General features: G+C 46.3%; 3 protein-coding genes. All 3 read left to right on the forward strand.

The genetic code is table 11. From position 1 onward, the window contains the following. Window positions 1-495: hypothetical protein (locus ACFIL8_RS10620; protein WP_375689741.1), on the forward strand; the 495-nt coding region annotated here is incomplete at its 5' end. A gap of 92 nt (window positions 496-587) precedes the next feature. Then, complete coding sequence (locus ACFIL8_RS10625; RefSeq protein WP_375652970.1) at window positions 588-890, forward strand: hypothetical protein; 303 nt, start codon at window positions 588-590, stop codon at window positions 888-890. A 23-nt stretch (window positions 891-913) separates the two neighbouring features. Beyond that, window positions 914-1,182, forward strand: a 269-nt coding sequence (locus tag ACFIL8_RS10630; RefSeq protein ID WP_375689743.1) for a hypothetical protein, incomplete at its 3' end; no start/stop codon positions are given.

A 1,182-nucleotide genomic window follows, 5' to 3' on the forward strand; every position in this document is an offset into this window, starting at 1 on the left:
AAGACGAACCCTACAGCCAAACTGCAGGCGATGCATCAACTGATCAATGCATTGCCATCTTTGAGTTTAACGCAGCGCTTTATGATGTTATTATCGCAAGTTGAGGTTTCGGCGGCTCAGGGTAAGGTCATGGCTCCCGTAAGCGACGGTGGTTGTCTTAAAATTATCTTGCTGATGCCGCGGATTATTGCATTGGCGCGCTCTTCCCAACAGTTTTCCGATTCGCCGGAGATCGAAAATTGCAATACCTTTGAGCGTGCTTTTTGGTTAGCATTAACTAGCAAGGAAGCTTCTTCCGACTGGGATATTGATATGCTTTGCCGGTGCATGTCTCTACTGCTGGGCGGGTTTGGTACTGTGACACCCACAACCACCACGATAAGATTTATTGCCAGTACCAAGAGCGACGTCATTTCTGCACTAATCGGTGAGTTTTGTGCCACTGGCCCCGGCGCATATGGGAGCCTGCAAATATGCTATCATGCGACTTTCTAGTGTCCTCCATGAGATTGAAGCCGGGAATCTTGAGGCCGGCGGTAACGCATTATTGCAAAGACAAACCCTGGCTAGGGTTTGGTCACCCGATTATGCAACGGGATGTCCGAGTTGATTTCTTTTTTTCACGCTTTCAGATGCCTATGCGCCCCTTCAGTTCGCTTGCGCGATCTATTTCGGACAATACAGGACTGCAACCCAATGTCGATTTTCTAATTGCAAGCATCATGAGCAAACATCGGGCTTCTCCTGAGCTGGGATTGTTGGCTTTTTTCGTTTGTCGTATGCCGATACTTCTCGCGCACTATCAAGCGCGGTTTAGTGCTCATTCCTTCGGTTTATCATCAAAGGATTTAAGAAAAAAATATAAAAAAGTCCCCAAATTATGGCTATAAAGCATCGCACCGAGCCAAATTTCTTGAGTATATGTCAGAGTATCACCTTAACCGCACCGATGCGTGCTTGCGGGCAAATCAATATTTCTCACTGGAATTTAGCCCATAACTATTTGAAACAGGGCTTGTTACTCGAAGCCTTGCATCAGTTTTCAGTTCGATTCGCCACCGTGGTGGCTAAAAACTCGGATCTCACTTATCGCTATCTCCCTGTCATGGTTGAACAGTTTTTCTCTACCACCCATTTTGATAGCGATCGGTTATGCGTTGAAGGACATATTGAACGCATTAA

The organism is Bartonella sp. AP57NXGY (assembly GCF_042195805.1).
Classification (GTDB): Bacteria; Pseudomonadota; Alphaproteobacteria; order Rhizobiales; family Rhizobiaceae; genus Bartonella.